Origin of the sequence: Planococcus sp. FY231025 (assembly GCF_052078085.1) — a bacterium.
Taxonomy (GTDB): Bacteria; Bacillota; Bacilli; order Bacillales_A; family Planococcaceae; genus Planococcus.
Window position 1 is genome coordinate 1 of the sequence record NZ_JBQJJG010000014.1, and the last position, 15054, is coordinate 15054.

Here is a 15054-nt window from a genome sequence, read left to right on the forward strand (position 1 = left end):
GGTATAGCCAAGCGGTAAGGCAACGGGTTTTGATCCCGTCATGCCCTGGTTCGAATCCAGGTACCCCAGCCATTTTTATTATGAGCCATTAGCTCAGTTGGTAGAGCATCTGACTTTTAATCAGAGGGTCGAAGGTTCGAATCCTTCATGGCTCATTTCATTTTTTTCCTTGCGCCTGTTCAGCGCGGGGCCTTAGCTCAGCTGGGAGAGCGCGACGCTGGCAGCGTCGAGGTCAGGGGTTCGAGCCCCCTAGGCTCCATTGTTCCATGTGTATTTGTACTATCCATGTGTAAAAAGCCCGTATCCAATTTTATTGGATGCGGGCTTTTTTTAGTTTCCGACGTATTCCGACTGCGGCCGGAAGATAACGTTGTCTTCTTGCTGCTCGCATACGTGGGCGGTCCAGCCGACAATGCGCGCGATGCTGAAAGTCGGGGTGAACAATTCCGGCGGCATCTCTATCGAACGCATAATGGCAGCGGCATAAAACTCGACATTTGTATGGAGCGCCCGGCCAGGCTTATGCAGATTCAACAGCCTAATAATCTCTTTTTCGGCAGCCACTGCTAAGTCCAGCCACGCATCTTCGCCTTCAAGTGCCAGGCACTTGCCCCGGAGAATAAGCGATCTTGGATCTTCTGTCCGGTAGATCCGGTGGCCAAAGCCCATGATTTTTTCGCCGCGATCCAGTTTTTCCGCAATGACCGCTTCAATGCGTTCCGGCGTTCCGATCTCCTCCAGCAAATCTATGACCCCGGATGGTGCTCCCCCGTGCAATGGGCCTTTCATGGTGCCGATTGCAGAGGTGATGGCTGACACCATATCCGATTCCGTAGATACCGTCACACGTGCTGCAAACGTCGAAGCGTTCATGCCATGTTCCATTGTCAGCTTCAAATAAGTCTCCAAGGCTTCAGTCTGTGCCTCAGAAGGCTGCTGGCCTGTTAACATCCAAAGGAAGTTAGCGGTATGTCCTAAGTCGTTTCGCGGCTCAATCGGCTCCCAGCCGTGTTTAAAGCGGTAGAGAAGGGCAGTCATTACCGGAAGTGCAGCAGTTAAGGCCAGTGCCTGAGTTTCCGGGCTGAGCTCGTTGAACTCTGGGCGGCTGTATGCGGAAACGAGCGTCCGCAGATTGTCCATGATTGGATTCTCTTTCGGTAACAGCCTAGCAACCGCCGACACCTGGGCCGGCAATATGCGGTATTCCTTCAGTTGGCGCTCCAGTGTTTCCTTCTGTTCATGAGTCGTATCGGTTCCATACCAGAGGAAATACGCCGCTTCTTCAAATGTCTTCCCTTTAATAGCTTCATCTATTAGCCGCCCGCGGTACTTCAGCACTCCCCGGTCCCCGTCGACTGATGCAATTTTGGTTTGTACGGCAATTACGCCCTTTAACCCTTTCTGAAACATATGAATTCCTCCTTTTCTTCCATCATACATCCACATATTGATAATAAAAATTAAAGATATATAATTAAATCAATTCAAATAATTAATTAAAGAGGAGATTCTTATGGAACTTGCCTGGCTGAAAACGTTTGTAGTGGCTGCGGAGACGTTGAATTTCCGCAAGACATCGGAGCATTTGCTGATGTCTCAGCCGAATGTCACGGTCCATGTGAAGCTGTTGGAAGAGCATCTCGGCATCCCGCTTTTCAAGCGGGAGAAAAACAGGGTGGCGCTGACCGAGGCCGGACGTCTTTTCAGGCCGGAAGCGGAAAAAGTGCTCATGCAGCTGAGCGACAGCGTCGACGGGCTTCATGCATTTGCCCAGGGCTACCGGCAAAAATGGACGGTGGCAATTTCTCCACTGATGGCCGAGACGGTTCTGCCGTTCATCCTAAAATCCTTCACGAAAGACCATCCCGATATCGAACTTGTCATTCGTGTACAGGAGTCGGAAGGCATCGAGAATCTCGTTGAAAGCGGGGAAGTTTCGGCCGGGCTATCGGCGTTGCCCTCGCTCCGGCGAAGCATTGTGCAGGAAACGGCTTTTATTGACCCGCTCCTGTTTGTCCTGCCACGGGATGCGTATGACGATGAAGCCGGGCCGCCGGTTTCTGTAGAAGCGGTGCTGCAAACGGCGTTTCTGTTCACTCATCATCATCCGGTGTATTGGGATGAGCTGTTGTTGAAGCTGCGGCGGGAAGTGCCGGGCATCCGGACGATGAAAGTGACGCAGGCGCATATCGCCAAGCGTTTTATCCAGGAAGGGTTGGGGGTTTCGTTCTTGCCGAAGTCGATGGTGCGCCGTGAGCTGATCGAAGGGCGGCTGATGGATGCGCATTTCGATTTGTTCGGGCTGCCGGAAGTTTCTACTTACTATCTCGTGAAAGAGATGGGCGCGTTAGAGCGCGAATTCCTAAAGCGGATCCAAGGGGTTCATTTCAATTAAAAAGGAGCGATAGCAAAGATGGAACTAGGAGATGTGCGTCTAAGGCAATTGGAGAAAGGCGATATACCGGCTCTTTGGGAGCTTCACACGCCGGCGGTATTTGAACATATGCTGACGAAAGTGGGAAGTTTTGAGGAGATGGAGGCCTGGCTCGAGGCTGGAATCGGGCGGAAGGATGTGCTGGCCTTTGTTGTGGAAGATGGACCCGGCACGGTGATCGGCACTACCCGCATTGCTTCCATTGACCTGGCGAATAAAAGCTGCGAAATCGGATCGACGTTCTATGCGGAGCGGGTGCAGCGAAGCCACGTCAACACCGCGGTGAAATTCATGCTGCTCCGGCACTGCTTTGAAGAGCTTGGCATGATCCGCGTCCAGTTCAAGACGGATGCCGAGAACGGACGATCCCAAAGGGCGCTCGAGCGCATCGGCGCAATAAAAGAAGGTGTGCTGCGCAATGAACGCATGCGTTCGACCGGAAAACCGAGGGATGCAGTGCTTTATTCGATTGTGGATCGGGAATGGCCGGAAGTAAAAGAAAAACTGTTAGGAATAATGAATAAATATACGTAATTTTGTTGAGTTGAGCCGAGTTGACCTTAGAAGGTACAATGGACGTAGACTTCGAAGGGGGTATAAAATAATGAATAAAAAGAACATCTCAATAATTGGTGTACCAATGGACCACGGACAAAATCGCCGCGGCGTAGACATGGGGCCAAGCGCAATCCGCTATGCGGGCGTTGTGGACCGCATTGAAAGCCTGGGCTACTCGGTAAAGGATGAAGGGGACATCCAAATCGGGCATGCTGATGGATCGATCGATGAAAATACGAACCTGCGCAACCTGAAAGTCGTGACTGATGCGACTGAAGCATTAGGCGCGAAAGTGTTTGAAGTGGCAGAAGCGGGCAATTTCCCGCTGGTTCTCGGCGGCGACCACAGCATTGCGATTGGCACGCTAGCCGGCATTTCAGAACGCCATGAAAACCTGGGCGTCATCTGGTACGATGCGCACGCAGACATGAACACAAGCGATACATCGCCATCAGGAAACATTCACGGCATGCCGCTGGCAGCAAGCTTCGGACTTGGCCATGAACAATTGACGCACATCCGTGGCTATTCGCCGAAAGTGAAGCCGGAGAACATCGTCATCATCGGCGCCCGTTCAGTGGATCCGGGCGAACGCGAATTGATCAAAGAGCGCGGCATCCGCGTTTACAGCATGCACGAAATCGACAGCATGGGAATGCAGGCAGTCATCGACGACGCGATCCAGTACTTGAAAGAAGAGCGCCGCACAGACGCAGTGCATTTGTCGCTTGATCTTGACGGCATCGATCCGATGTACACGCCAGGCGTGGGCACTCCGGTGCCAGGCGGCATCACGTACCGTGAAAGCCATTTGGCGATGGAATTATTGTTCGATGCAGGCATCATCACTTCTGCGGAATTCGTGGAAGTCAATCCGATTCTCGATGAGAAAAATCGGACGGCAGATGTAGCGGTAGCCTTGATTGGCTCGCTATTAGGTGAAAAACTACTATAAAACAGGCGAAAGCCTGTTTTTTTTGTGGTCTTTTTTAATCATTTATTTACAAAGAAACTGGGATTTTATAGGCGGGATTTGTTACGATGGAGAAAGAGAAAAAAATGAAACTTTATGAAAAGTAATCCGTATATAAAAGACAGCCGCATAGGCGGAGGGAAATGAGATCATGGATGCTTTAGTCAATAAACGAATAAAACAAGTGCTAAAGGGTGACCATCAGGCTTTCGCTGAGATTGTCGAGCTGTACCAGCACCAGCTGTACCAAATCTGTTACCGCATGCTTGGCAACAAGCACGAAGCGGAAGATATCGCACAGGAGGCGTTTACGCGTGCTTTTGTCAATTTGCATACCTTTGACCAGCAGCGGAAGTTTTCCACGTGGCTTTACCGAATCGCGACGAATTTGTGCATCGACCGGATCCGCAAGAAAAAGCCGGATTATTATTTGGATGCAGAGGTGCGGGGGACAGAAGGCTTGAATATGTACTCCTCGATCGCGAACGATGACGCGCTGCCGGAAGAGGAACTCGAGCGGATGGAAGTGCAGGAGCGGGTGCAATACGAAATCAGCCGCTTGCCAGATAAGTACCGTGCCGCTATTGTATTGAAGTATATTGAAGAATTGCCGTTGGCGGAAATCAGCGAGATTTTGGATTTGCCGCTAGGTACCGTGAAAACGCGTATACACCGTGGGCGGGAAGCTCTTCGGAAGCAATTGAGCAATTTGTAGGAGGCGAGCACAATGACTACGTGTCCGGATAGAATCGTCCGTTTCATGGACGATTATTTAGATGGGGATTTAAACCGTACGGAAGAGGCAGAGCTGAAAAGCTATTTGGAAAGCTGCAGCGACTGCCGAAAAATTTACCACGAACTGACGAAGACGATTGCATTTGTCCAAAGTGCATCACATATACAGGCACCTGCCGGTTTTGTCGAAAAGACGATGCAGCGGCTGCCAAAAGAGAAAAAGCGGGGAAGCGCACAGCGCTGGTTCAGGCAGCATCCATTTGTGACGGCTGCCGCTTTGTTCTGCCTGCTGATGAGTGGAGCCTTGTTCGGCACGTTCAATGACGACCAGCAGTTCGCGTTTACCAAGCAGCCGAATCTGCAGGTGGAAGGCGAAACAGTCGTTGTGCCGGAAGGGACGCTTGTAAAAGGCGATCTGACAATCCGCAACGGCGACCTGCGGGTGGAAGGCGAGCTTCAAGGGGATGTCACCATCGTCAACGGCCAGTATATGGCCTCGAGCGGCGTCATCACCGGTGAAGTCGAAGAAATCGACCAAGCTTTCGAATGGCTGTGGTACCGCATCAAAGAAGGTGCGAAAGATGCGGCTTCCATCTTTGACAGGAATGCGAATGAGTAAGTGTCCATGTACGGACAAAGCAGAGGCCAGGGCCTTTGCTCCTAAATAGCTTTGCCGCAGAGGAGGTGCCCCGATTTTCAATTGGGAGCAGCTCCTTTTCTATGGGCGCAACCGAAATGTTCTTATGCTATACTATTTTATATGCAGATGTTGAAAAGCGAGGGTTGCAGATGCCGTTCTTGGAAAGTTTTACAGACCAAACACCACTCGAACTTTTAGTGAATATTATTGATATTTTATTGGTATGGTTTGTCATTTATAAATTGATCACCATCATTAAAGGGACGAAAGCCGTTCAATTATTGAAAGGCATATTTTTTATTGTTATCGCGTATTTGATCACCCAGGCGCTCAACCTGGAGACGCTTGGCTGGATCATGCAGCAAGTGCTCAATTGGGGTTTCCTGGCCATCATCATCATCTTCCAGCCGGAAATGCGGCGGGCGCTCGAGCAGCTCGGGCGCGGGAAGCTGTTTGCCAGCAGCACGCTGAATGAAGAATCGGAGCGCAACCGCCTGATCGAAGCGATGACGAAATCCGTCAGCTATATGGCCAAGCGGCGCATCGGGGCATTGATCTCCATTGAAAGGGAAACCGGATTGAGCGAATACATCGAAACGGGCATCCCGATGAACTCGGATATTACGTCGGAGCTATTGATCAACCTGTTCATCCCGAATACGCCGCTGCACGACGGTGCAGTCATCGTCCAGCGCAACCGGATTGCCGCGGCCGCTTGCTATTTGCCCTTATCGGAAAGTCCGTTTATCTCCAAGGAGCTGGGGACCCGCCACCGGGCGGCTCTCGGCATCAGTGAAGTGACCGACGCAATCACGATCATCGTTTCGGAGGAGACCGGCGCCATCAGCTTGACCGCCAATGGCGATTTGCACCGCAACCTATCCCTTGAGGATTTCGAATTGAAGCTCCGCCGGATCTGGTTCGGCAGCGGGCAACAGCAGCAAGCGAATTCTTCCTGGTGGAACTGGAGGGGGAAAAAGAATGGATAAATTGATGGATAGCCCTTGGTTTTTGCGGATTATGGCGCTGCTATTGGCATGTCTTCTATTCTTTACGGTCAAAGCGGCAGACGATACCCCGGATGCAGCGGACAGCGGCACCATCACAGAAGAGATGGAAGCCATTCCGCTTGAAGTGTTTTATGACAATACGAGCCTGATGGTCAGCGGCTTGCCGGAAACGGTGGATCTGACGATTTCCGGGCCGACGAGCACGGTCCAGACCACGCGGCAGCTAAAGGACTTTACACTCTTCGTGGATCTGCGCGATTTGACGATCGGCGAGCATCGCGTGCCCATCCAGACCGAAAACCTTTCGGAACAGCTAAGGGTGCAGATGGATCCTGCGTTTGTGGATATTACGATAGAAGAACGGGTGACGGAGGAATTCCGCATCGACCCGGAAGTAAATGAACGCCTGCTTGCGGACGGCTTTGTGCTGGAGGAAATTTCAGCAGAGCCGAAAACGGTGACGGTCACCGGACCGAAAAGCGTGATCGATTCGATCAGTTTTGTCAAAGCGACGGTTACCGGAGAGCCCGGCATCAAGGAGTCGTTCCAGACAGAAGCGCGCGTGCGTGTCCTGGCTAATGATCTGACCAAACTGGAAAATGTGACGATCGAGCCGGAAGCGGTAGAAGTTGCGGTGACGATCAAGGAATACAGCAGGGAAGTGGCGATAGGCATCAAACCGGTCGGCGATCCGCGAGCCGGCATCACCATCAATACGCTGACGCCGTTGACCGAGACAGTCCAGATTTCGGGGCCGAAGAACATCGTCGATGCCATCAAAGAAATACCGGCCGAAGTCGATGTCAGCGATATTACGGAAGCGGATACGACGCTTGAAGTGGAACTTGAGGTTCCCCAAGGCGCTACAGGGATCACACCTGAGAAGCTGACGGTGGAAGCGGACATCACAGTCGATGACACCGCATTGCTGCCGGAAGCTGAAGAAAACACGGAATCGGACGAAGAGCCGTCCTGATTCCTGCAGTTCTTTTGAAAAGCAGCCAAATGGAAATAAAATAAAATCAGACAGATTATGATGATAGATTGAAGGAGCGAAAAAAATGGGTAAATATTTTGGTACGGATGGTGTCCGAGGAGTCGCAAACAGCGAATTGACACCGGAATTGGCATTTAAACTTGGCCGCTTTGGCGGATATATCTTAACAAAAAGCTCGAAAGAAAAACCGAAGGTGCTGATCGGCCGCGATACGCGGATTTCCGGTGAAATGCTGGAAGGCGCTTTGGCAGCCGGCTTATTGTCGGTCGGAGCGGAAGTGATGCGACTCGGCATCATCAGCACACCAGGAGTTTCCTACCTTACGCGCGTGATGAGCGCAGAAGCGGGTGTCATGATTTCAGCTTCGCACAACCCGGTGGAAGACAACGGCATCAAGTTCTTCGGCTCGGATGGCTTTAAGTTATCCGATGACCAGGAAGCGGAAATCGAAGCGCTGCTCGACAGCGAAGAAGATACGCTGCCGCGCCCGACTGGCGGCGATCTTGGCAGCATCACCGATTATTTCGAAGGCGGCCAGAAGTACATCCAGTACTTGAAGCAGACCGTGGACGAAGAATTCACCGGCATCCACGTGGCGCTTGACTGTGCGCACGGGGCGACTTCGACGCTGGCAACACACGTATTCGCTGACCTCGATGCCGATATTTCTTCAATGGGTGCATCGCCGAACGGCTTGAACATCAATGACAAAGTCGGCTCGACGCATCCGGAGAAATTGGCGGAACTGGTGAAAGAGAAACAGGCAGACATCGGCCTCGCGTTTGACGGCGATGGCGACCGGTTGATTGCAGTGGACGAAAAAGGAAATATTGTAGACGGCGACCAGATTATGTACATAATCGGCAAACACCTGCATTCTGAAGGGCGCTTGAAGAAAAATACCGTTGTATCGACTGTCATGAGCAATATGGGCTTTTATAAAGCGCTCGAAGAACATGGCATGGAAAGCAAGCAGACCGCTGTCGGCGACCGCTACGTCGTGGAAGAAATGAAGAAGAATGAGTACAACCTGGGCGGCGAACAGTCCGGCCATATCATCTTCCTTGATTACAATACGACAGGCGACGGCTTGCTTACCGGCCTTCAGCTCGTGAATATCATGAAGGTTACCGGCAAGAAGCTATCGGAACTTGCAGGAGAAATGACGATCTTCCCGCAGAAACTCGTTAACATCCGGGTAACGGACAAGCATGCAGTTACGGATAACGCCAAAGTGGCAGCGAAGATCGCTGAAGTGGAAGCGGAAATGAACGGCAATGGCCGTGTCCTTGTCCGCCCATCCGGCACCGAGCCGCTGGTTCGCGTGATGGTGGAAGCCGCTTCTGCAGAAGCTTGCGAAGAGTACGTCGAGCGCATCGCGGAAGTCGTGCGCGCAGAAATGGGCATGAAATAAGAAAAGTGCAAGCGTCTTCGCTGTTTTGCTCCATATCTCAAATAGCACTACAAAACAGGTAGAGTTGTCTGTTGCCAATGAGCGAAACCAGCGCCGGCGCGTCCAAGGGCTAGGCAATAAAATGGACCAAATGGAGTTGGGGCCATTTTATTTGCGACGAAGCTAGCGCAGCGATGCAGGAGCAGAAGGTTTTCGCTATGAGACGAGTGGTCTTCTCGGCTCATGGCGAAAGCCAAAGAGGCGCCAAAAGCATTTGGGTGACTCTTTTGCGACGAGCTTGCGCAGGAGCAGCGTCCTTTCATGTTTCGAAGCTAGCGAAGCGATGCAGAAACAATAGTCCTTGCACTGCCCAAAGCGGCTGAAGCGGAGTATAATCTTAAATTCGTTTGTTCAACTTATATAGAATAAAAAACAGGCTGAAGGCATGACTTTCAGCCTGTTTTTCTTATACAGAAAACGGATTCCAATTGGTTAAGCGGAAGACCGTTTGGAGGTGGAAAGCCTGCGAAAAACGCTCTAAAAAGCCATTGTCAGCGCTTCCAAAGCCGAAATGGTATTTTTGATTTGCCTTAAGGCTCATTTTAAAGGGCGTTCATTGACTTCACATAGGGGAGAAGGTATGATGAAATTGCCTGTTTAAGGCCGCAGATAAAGGGGGATAGTAATGCGTACGAGGAAAATAGTTAAAGCGCCTGTACTGGGAAAATCGGACGGACAAGTCATTTTCCAGTAGACGAGGAGGAGGAGTATCGAGATTTCGGCGGATACCTCCCGGCCGCGAAGCCCGGTCGTTATATCCAGCATTTAAAGCAGCGGAGCAATCGGCTGTACAACGGTGTGGATGGGCTCAGCAAAGTGTTTGCGAACGCATGCAAATGCTTATTTTAACTTGCAGAAAAAATTGGAGGAATTTAATCATGTGTGGAATTGTCGGATATATCGGGGAAAATGATTCAAAAGAGATCCTATTAAAAGGATTGGAGCGTTTGGAATACCGCGGGTATGATTCAGCGGGAATCGCTGTCCGCAATGGGGAAGGCATTACTGTATTCAAAGAAAAAGGGCGTATTGCAGATTTGCGCGCCATCGTTTCGGATGATGTAGTCGGCACGACAGGAATCGGGCATACGCGTTGGGCAACGCACGGCAAACCGAACAAAGTGAATGCGCACCCGCACCAGAACACGTCGGACCGGTTCACCATCGTCCATAACGGCGTAATCGAGAACTACCACCACTTGCAGCGCGACTACCTGGCTGGCGTGGAAATGGAGTCGGATACGGATACAGAAGTCATCGTCCAGTTGATCGGCAAATTCGTCGACGAAGGCATGACAACGAAAGAAGCATTCAGCAAAACATTGACGCTTCTGAAGGGTTCATACGCAATCGCGTTGTTGGACGCTGAAGAAGCGCAGACAATTTTTGTGGCGAAAAACAAGAGCCCATTGCTAGTCGGCCTGGGCGACGGCTTTAACGTCGTAGCAAGCGACGCTATGGCGATGCTACAAGTGACAGACCAGTTCGTCGAATTGATGGACAAGGAAATCGTCATCGTGCGCAAAGAAAGCGTGGAAATCTCCACATTAGAAGGCGAAGTCATCGAACGTGCACCATTCAAAGCTGAAATCGACATGAGCGATATCGAAAAAGGCACGTACCCGCATTACATGCTGAAAGAAATCGACGAGCAGCCGGCAGTGATGCGCAAAATCGTCCAAGCTTACCAAAACGGCGACGACAAATTGACGATCCAGCCAGAAATCCTGGAAGCGATGAAAGAGGCGGACCGCATCCACATTATCGCTGCAGGAACAAGCTACCATGCTGGGTTGATCGGCAAGGAATATATCGAGAAAATGGCGGGCATTCCAGTCGAAGTCCACGTTTCAAGCGAATTCGGCTATAATATGCCATTGCTTTCCGAAAAACCATTGTTCATCTTCATCTCACAATCAGGCGAGACAGCTGACAGCCGCCAAGTGCTTGTGAAAATCAAAGAACTGGGCCACCCTTCTTTGACCATCACAAACGTAGCAGGCTCGACGCTTTCGCGTGAAGCGGACTATACGCTTCTTCTGTATGCAGGACCGGAAATCGCGGTTGCTTCGACAAAAGCGTATACGGCGCAAATCGCTGTCCTGTCGATTCTTGGGGCTGTTACAGCAGAGTCCAAAGGCATCGATATCGGCTATGACCTGATCCAAGAACTTGGAATTGTCGCGAATGCGATCCAGGCGCAAGTCGACATGAAAGATGAAATGGAAGAGATTGCGCGTGAATTCCTTTCAACGACACGCAATTGCTTCTTCATCGGCCGCGTCATGGATTATTTTGTCGGCCTTGAAGGCGCATTGAAGCTGAAAGAGATTTCGTATATCCAAGCGGAAGGGTTTGCCGGCGGCGAATTGAAGCACGGCACCATCGCTTTGATCGAAGAAGGCACACCGGTCATCGCCCTTGCGACGCAAGAAGCGGTAAACTTGAACATCCGCGGAAACGTCAAAGAAGTGGCAGCACGCGGCGCGAACCCGTGCATCATTTCCATGGAAGGCTTGCAGGAAGACGGCGACCGCCTGGTGCTTCCGAACGTCCATGAACTGCTGACGCCGCTTGTATCGGTCATCCCATTGCAATTGATTTCCTATTACGCAGCGCTTCACCGCGATTGCGACGTAGACAAGCCGCGTAACCTGGCTAAATCGGTTACGGTTGAATAAAGAAACGAGTACTTTCCTGTTAATCGGGTGAAGTGAAGCCTATAACGTTGAACGGATCTTGCCGTTCGTAAAAGTAGGTGAAAATAAGAGGACGTTCGTAAAGTGGGTTGCCACTGTTGCGAACGTCTTTTTTGTTATTTTGGGAGGTTTATAAGTGCGAAATTTTATCGATGGATTCAGGTTCATTTTCTAATTAATTTCATAAACAGGATTTTTCAATTGATTAGCGAACTAATGATAAAGAAATCGTAATAGCTAGGTGCCCTATTAAATTGGGGTAAAAAATTCTGGTTTTTAAAAGCCGGTAGAAGAGGCCGCTGAGTTTTGCACTCTATAATTATTGGCCAAGGGCCCAAAGAAAGGTCTATTAAGAGTGTTTTTAATTTATTCCCAAATCCGAGATTGATTTTTGAAGTACGGAACCTTTTAATGATGCTAAATTATAACAAGGAGTTGGACCTATGAAATTATTGCTTACGTCTGCAGGTGTCACGAACAAATGCATACAAAATGCCCTGGTTGAAATGTTGGGAAAACCAATCGCCGACGCCACCGCTCTGTGCATTCCTACCGCGATGTATGGACATCCCTGGGTCGGTCCTGGCGTCAAAACCTGGGAGTTCATCAGTGGGAAATCCGAGAACCCGATGGTTGGCCTGGGTTGGAAGTCGGTCGGCATACTTGAGCTCACGGCTCTGCCAAGTATTGATCAAGAACGGTGGGTGCCGCTGGTCCACGAGGCGGACGTCCTGTTGGTGGCGGGTGGCGACGCCCTCTATCTGGCTCATTGGATGCGCCAGTCCGGGCTGGAAGAACTCTTGCCGTCGCTGAATGCAATTTATGTGGGAATGAGTGCAGGCAGTATGGTGATGGCACCGCGTATTGGGGAAGATTTCATTGGCTGGACTCCACCGGGCGGGAGTGATAGCGCAATGAAGATGGTTGATTTTTCCCTCTTCCCGCATCTTGAAAATGAAATGCTGCCCGAAAACACTATGGCTCACGCAGAAAGATGGGCTGCCGGGATACAGGGGCCGGCGTATGCGATTGATGATCAAACCGCCATCAAAGTGGTCGATGGATCGATTGAAGTTATTTCCGAAGGACGATGGAAGCTGCTTTCTCCTTGATATTACTGGGCTCTTCTCTACAACTGTGATCAAATCAGAAAGCGAGGCAATCGCAATGGAAAATGAAAAAATAACGAGAAAAAACCCTGAAAATATGCCGGGGCCTGTCGGCAATTACACGCATATCACTAAAATCCCCAGAAATGCGGAATGGTATGCAGCTTCCGGGCAGGTAGGGATGGACGAAAACGGCAGCTTTCCGGACAACATGAACCGGCAAATCAGCAATACGTTCAAGAACATCCGAGCGATGTTGGCGGCAGAAGCGCTGGAAGCCGGCCATATTGTCAAAGTGAACATCTGGGCAACCGAGAAAATCGATTGGGAATGGATGAACGCGGAATGGCGCGGTTTGTTCGGGGACGAATTCCCGGCGATGACAATCGGCTATCTGGTGCAGCTTGGGCTGCCGGAAATAAAAGTGGAAATCGAAATCTGGGCAGCAAAGCCTTAACAGAGAAACTCGACGCCGGACAGCAAAAGAGCTGTCTGGTGCTTTTTTGGGCAAAGGCAAAAGGGATTGACCTAAGGCTCATCCCTAGTCCATTAGTAAGAATTACCGAGGAAAACCACTAAAAAAGAGAAAATTATGTTAAAGTAAAAAAGTCCGTGATTTATTCTTTGCAGCCTGAGATGGCCGGCAAGGGAGAAATTCGCTTTTTTTTATTTTCAGCGTTAAGGTTGAGCTCGCTCTATCCGCTTTTTCAGCTCCTGACTCCACTACGAATAGGCACCCTCCACAGCCTAAAAACACTTACCAAGCTAAACCATCAGGCAAGCAGCTTTTTCTTTAATGCTTAAAATAAAAAAGGCGAGGTGAACGGAAATACCCATCATTGAAAGGAAGAGGATCACATGAGATCTGACATTACTGCAGATCAAGAATTGAACGAAACCGGCTTTAGACAGCAAGAAGAAACCAGCGGCGACTATACGTTCGACCGCGTACCGAGAGAAGAGCGGAAGATGGGCTGGTTGAGCATTACCAATATCACCTTCGGCATCGCTACCGCCATTTTCTATTTTCAGATGGGCAGTGTCATGGCCTTGCAATTCGGAGCGGTAAATGCCATTATTTCAGCCATTTATGCCATTGGGGTGGCAGGCGTGCTCGGAACGATCATCGTCTACCTGTCAGCAAAATCCGGCATGAACGTCAATCTGCTTTCCCGCGGAGGATTCGGTTACATCGGGGCCTCACTTACCTCCTTAATCTATGCATCCAATTTCATCATGTACTGTGCATTCGAAGGCATGATCCTTGTTGCAGCTGTGCATGCTTACTTCCCCGCAATCCCCATGTGGATTCTGATCGTTGTGTTCGGCTCGGTCGTCATTCCGTTGAACTGGTTCGGCATCAAGCAATTGGACAAATTGCAGAAATGGTCGCTGCCGCTGTTCGGAATTTTCCTGGTGGCCGCGATTGTTGTCGCGTTCAACCGGCCTTCCCTTTATGAAGGCAGCTTCTGGACCTATATGCCCGAAGGCGTCCAAGTCGGAGGGACGGCATTGCTGCTGTGCATCGGCATGCAGCACGGCATCATGGGGCTCACAGCGCTGATCGCTTCGGATTACGCGCGCTTTTTAAAACCGAAAGACCTGAAGATCGGCTCGTTCGCGATCGGTTTTATTCCCCAGATTTTCTGCTTCGGCGTCATGGGCGGCCTCGGCATCTGGTTCGGGGTGACGTTAGGCGAGTCCAACCCGGGCATCTACATCGTGGTATTGTTGGGGCTCGGCGGCGTGTTGTTTACGATGCTGACGCAAATCCGCATCAACATCACGAATATTTACAGCAGCTCGCTTTCGCTCTCGAGCTTTTTTGAAAACATGTTCAACTTTACGCCGGAGCGCCGCTTCTGGGTGGTTGTTGCCGGCCTGATCGCCATGATCCTGATGCTTGGCGGCATTGTGGACCATCTGGCGACGGCGATGACCTTCCAAGGCGTCGCGCTGATGACGTGGGCATCGATTCTAGTAACCGATGCGCTGGTTGTAAAGAAATTGCTGAAAATCGGTCCGGGCTATTACGAATCCCGGCAGCAGAATCTCCATAAATGGAATCCGGTCGGCGTCGTTTCGCTCATCGTGCCAAGCGTTCTTGGCACCATTGCGGCACTCGGTTTCATGGGAACATTCCTGCAAAGCACGGCGGCGTTTTTCGCAGCCATTCTGGCAGCCCTCATGACGGTGTCGCTGGCTGTGCTGACGAAAGGCCGCTTCTATATGAAGAGGGAAGCTACCGATATTCCCAAAGAAGATTACATTGCCTAAGCTGCAAAGGAAGACTGAAAAAGGAATAAACCATAGATCCGGCCCTGCTTATGCAGCGGCCGGATTTTTTTATGGGAATAAAAGCGGCGGCCTTTTGTTTGCTGATAGAATCCTTAATATGGAAGGAGTTTCTTCGCTGCACCGCGAAATAAATACAGAAAGATGTTCA

13 protein-coding genes and 2 tRNA genes are annotated in these 15054 nt (G+C 50.6%); 14 read left to right on the plus strand and 1 reads right to left on the minus strand.

Translation table 11 applies throughout. The annotated features are described in order from the left end of the window. The first annotated feature begins 82 nt into the window (after positions 1 to 82). Both ACTL32_RS17420 and ACTL32_RS17425 read left to right on the plus strand, forming a co-directional pair. Positions 83 to 155: transfer RNA gene (locus tag ACTL32_RS17420), tRNA-Lys, on the plus strand. A gap of 31 nt (positions 156 to 186) precedes the next feature. Next, a tRNA-Ala gene (locus ACTL32_RS17425) sits at positions 187 to 259 on the plus strand. A 71-nt stretch (positions 260 to 330) separates the two neighbouring features. Here ACTL32_RS17425 and ACTL32_RS17430 read toward each other — a convergent pair. After that, a complete protein-coding gene (locus tag ACTL32_RS17430; protein ID WP_441342653.1) occupies positions 331 to 1410 on the minus strand; it encodes a citrate synthase/methylcitrate synthase in 1080 nt (359 codons plus the stop codon). 103 nt (positions 1411 to 1513) lie between these two features. Between ACTL32_RS17430 and ACTL32_RS17435 the strand changes: the two genes are divergently transcribed. The 12 genes from ACTL32_RS17435 (at position 1514) to ACTL32_RS17490 (ending at position 14885) form a co-directional block, all read left to right on the plus strand. Beyond that, positions 1514 to 2395, plus strand: a complete 882-nt coding sequence (locus ACTL32_RS17435; protein ID WP_441342654.1) for a LysR family transcriptional regulator — start codon at positions 1514 to 1516, stop codon at positions 2393 to 2395. Between the two features lie 18 nt (positions 2396 to 2413). Beyond that, complete coding sequence (locus tag ACTL32_RS17440; RefSeq protein ID WP_441342655.1) at positions 2414 to 2968, plus strand: GNAT family N-acetyltransferase; 555 nt, start codon at positions 2414 to 2416, stop codon at positions 2966 to 2968. Between the two features lie 70 nt (positions 2969 to 3038). Further along, a complete protein-coding gene (gene rocF, locus ACTL32_RS17445; protein ID WP_441342656.1) occupies positions 3039 to 3947 on the plus strand; it encodes an arginase in 909 nt (302 codons plus the stop codon). Positions 3948 to 4116: 169 nt separating this feature from the next. Next, positions 4117 to 4680, plus strand: coding sequence for an RNA polymerase sigma factor SigW (gene sigW, locus ACTL32_RS17450; RefSeq protein ID WP_204892919.1), 564 nt, complete (start codon positions 4117 to 4119; stop codon positions 4678 to 4680). A gap of 12 nt (positions 4681 to 4692) precedes the next feature. Beyond that, the gene (locus ACTL32_RS17455) at positions 4693 to 5319 is read left to right on the plus strand and encodes an anti-sigma factor family protein (RefSeq protein WP_441342657.1); all 627 of its coding nucleotides are present in this window, start codon (positions 4693 to 4695) and stop codon (positions 5317 to 5319) included. Between the two features lie 170 nt (positions 5320 to 5489). Beyond that, complete coding sequence (cdaA, locus tag ACTL32_RS17460; protein ID WP_441342658.1) at positions 5490 to 6329, plus strand: diadenylate cyclase CdaA; 840 nt, start codon at positions 5490 to 5492, stop codon at positions 6327 to 6329. Continuing rightward, positions 6322 to 7326, plus strand: a complete 1005-nt coding sequence (locus tag ACTL32_RS17465) for a CdaR family protein (protein ID WP_441342659.1) — start codon at positions 6322 to 6324, stop codon at positions 7324 to 7326. The genes cdaA and ACTL32_RS17465 overlap by 8 nt, the downstream gene beginning before the upstream one ends. Positions 7327 to 7411: 85 nt before the next feature. Next, positions 7412 to 8761: a phosphoglucosamine mutase gene (glmM, locus tag ACTL32_RS17470; protein WP_204892916.1), complete on the plus strand. Its 1350-nt coding sequence runs from the start codon at positions 7412 to 7414 to the stop codon at positions 8759 to 8761. Positions 8762 to 9678: 917 nt separating this feature from the next. Further along, positions 9679 to 11481, plus strand: coding sequence for a glutamine--fructose-6-phosphate transaminase (isomerizing) (gene glmS / locus ACTL32_RS17475; RefSeq protein ID WP_441342661.1), 1803 nt, complete (start codon positions 9679 to 9681; stop codon positions 11479 to 11481). Between the two features lie 461 nt (positions 11482 to 11942). Next, positions 11943 to 12611, plus strand: coding sequence for a Type 1 glutamine amidotransferase-like domain-containing protein (locus ACTL32_RS17480; protein ID WP_441342662.1), 669 nt, complete (start codon positions 11943 to 11945; stop codon positions 12609 to 12611). A gap of 55 nt (positions 12612 to 12666) precedes the next feature. Continuing rightward, positions 12667 to 13065: a RidA family protein gene (locus tag ACTL32_RS17485; RefSeq protein WP_441342663.1), complete on the plus strand. Its 399-nt coding sequence runs from the start codon at positions 12667 to 12669 to the stop codon at positions 13063 to 13065. Positions 13066 to 13466: 401 nt separating this feature from the next. Next, on the plus strand, positions 13467 to 14885 hold the full coding sequence (locus ACTL32_RS17490; RefSeq protein ID WP_441342664.1) for a purine-cytosine permease family protein: 1419 nt from the start codon (positions 13467 to 13469) through the stop codon (positions 14883 to 14885). Positions 14886 to 15054 lie beyond the last annotated feature (169 nt).